Source organism: Billgrantia campisalis (assembly GCF_022341425.1).
Taxonomy (GTDB): Bacteria; Pseudomonadota; Gammaproteobacteria; order Pseudomonadales; family Halomonadaceae; genus Halomonas; species Halomonas campisalis.
The window spans coordinates 1-2,348 of the sequence record NZ_JABFUC010000036.1; the positions used below are offsets into that span (position 1 = coordinate 1).

Annotated in this window: 2 protein-coding genes; both read right to left on the reverse strand. The window is 45.2% G+C overall.

Going from position 1 to position 2,348, the window contains the following annotated elements; translation table 11 throughout:
* Positions 1-192 precede the first annotated feature (192 nt).
* A complete protein-coding gene (locus tag HOP52_RS19455; protein WP_238979187.1) occupies positions 193-1,026 on the reverse strand; it encodes a hypothetical protein in 834 nt (277 codons plus the stop codon).
* A 105-nt stretch (positions 1,027-1,131) separates the two neighbouring features.
* Positions 1,132-2,348: hypothetical protein (locus HOP52_RS19460; RefSeq protein WP_238979188.1), on the reverse strand; the 1,217-nt coding region annotated here is incomplete at its 5' end.

Below are 2,348 nucleotides of genomic sequence, written 5' to 3' on the forward strand. Positions count from 1 at the left end.
TCGTAAGGCAGTCATCGTCATCACTCCTGTTCTCTGACCCACGTGGGTCAATGAACAGTGTGGTGCGATGGGGCAAAAGACAGGATTCGACGACAGCTACCGCGAAGCGGTTTAGTTCAACGCTGCCAACACGCGCAGATTTGTAGTGGAGGCGAAGCCGCAACGGAAAAGCTGTCGCCGTGCTTGGCTTTGTTATGCATTGGCTTTTGCCACATAGTTCACTACGTATTGCCCTGGCTTCAACAAGCCTTCATAGCTTTTTAAGTGAACATTAAAGTCGCTCGTTTTCCCAACCCCTGAGGTAATCATAATGTCGCCTCCATCCCCGTAGGGCGATGACTCAAGCTCTACCGACAGTTCAGGAATATCATCGAACAGAGGTGAAAACTTTCCTGTTGCTGTAGCAATTTTCACCGGGCGCGTAACTTCGATTATCAGCTGCCCTTCCTTGATATCTTTATCGTTTTTTGTTGTATTTTGAGTCAATTCGACAGCAGGCCCTTTGTCTGCCGAGGGAAATATAGAGCGCACTTTCGCGTCGAATAGCGACGTATTGAGATTTCTCAGTTGGTTCTGCTGGAACCTCAGCAGCTCATCGAACTTCTTCTCAATATCCTCAGCTTCTGGCTTTCCTTCCCCAAGAGCTGCAATTTGTTTGCGCAGCTCTTCAATTTTCTGATTCAGGTCATCAATCTGTTCTGGAGACTCATTTGCTCCAGATCCATCAACCCAATACCCAACAGCCCTTCTTACAATCTCCGTTATATCACTCTGTATTCCCGAAATGCTTGTTTCGACACGAGAAACGGCCTCATTAGTTTTCTCGGAAACTTCACTGGATTTCTTATAAAATTGCCAAGAAAGCCACCCTAAAAATGCTGAAACAAAGAACGCAGCAATAGCTAACGCAAAAGAGATAATCGAGAACAGGTCAATCGTGTACATTCTCGCAACACTCCCTTCTGTATCTCCGCCGAAGGCTGCGCCACTCGTAAGCACTAGTAATAGTAGGTAAAACTTGGACATTCTATCTATCCTCATGGCGATGCATAACGCCCGCAGCACGCGCGGCTTTGTAGTGAAGGCGAAGCCGCAACGAAAGAGCCGTCGCTGTGCCTGCGATTGTTATGTTTAGACTTCCTGAGCATAGACAATAACCCGCTCCCTCGACGCATCTTCCAAGAAGTGGCTGTAAAGCGCGGTTAACTCAGAATATGTCATCTCCCGAGATCCAATTTTTCCCTTGTTAAATAAAAACTCAAAAATCTCACTAGAAAGCGATATTTCTTTTATTTTATCGTACTCAAGTTTTCTTCCGCCGCGATCGCCAAGAGTTGCGCACTCATCGATTTTACAAATTGGAAGATGTTCTCCAGTTGAGAGAAATTTTTGATCGGCTTTTTGCAGCTTGTCCGTCGGCCTGATAAAAGCAGAACAGCAAGGAAATCTATATCCATGATCCTCCTTGGCAGCCTCACATATGCTTTTCTCGCACAAGAAATTTCTCATTTTATCAATCTGACCCAGCATGCGATCATCAGACAAGTATAGTTTCCGATTATTCCAAATTTTATACTGTACCGCTACGACAGAGACTGTTTCATTTTGAGGGTGATGTCGTTCATAAATTAAATCAGCCCCAGTTATATGCTCTACTCTATCAGGGTGAAGAACCCTTAGCCTTAGTACTCTACCGCTTGGTAGTTCAAAATCTCTGTGCCCATGACCACTGGCAATACTTGGGATAACTCTTGAGACATTATAGGCATCTCTAAAAATCAGCTGGTTCTCGCTATGATCTTCTGGATCAAGTTCTTTCTTGGACTTGTAAAACTGCGCAAGCTTTCTCTTCAGCTGATCAACTTTTTGATTGTTTTTCTGGGCCTCAGCTATCGACAAAAGACCTTCGTACTCCATTATATCTGAAGAAACCAAATCAAAAGCTATGACTTCCTTTCCATCCCTGATGGAGCACAACTCAGCCTTCTGCCTGTACTCTTTCGTCGTATCACTTTCTCGCTCTCTTTTGAGCAAGCTGACCTCATCTCCAAGCAATTCGGGATAAAATTCTCCGCCGAGCTGCAATGCGTTGTCATAAGTAGATTTCACCATATCGCCTCCAGAGGCGATTTTGGTTAACCCTCTGAACGCATTTAAGGAAATCCACTCTGCATTTAGCCTATCAATATCTTCCGTTGCCATTTGGTCTCTCAGAGCTGAAGAACATAACTGGTTAGCATTTATTCGCCGTGCGGAGCATGGCGAATAAATGCCTGTTGGACTAAGCCGCCCCTCAGGCTGCGAAGCAGCTTCTATAGGGTATTGTATTGGCTGCGGTGCGACCTGAC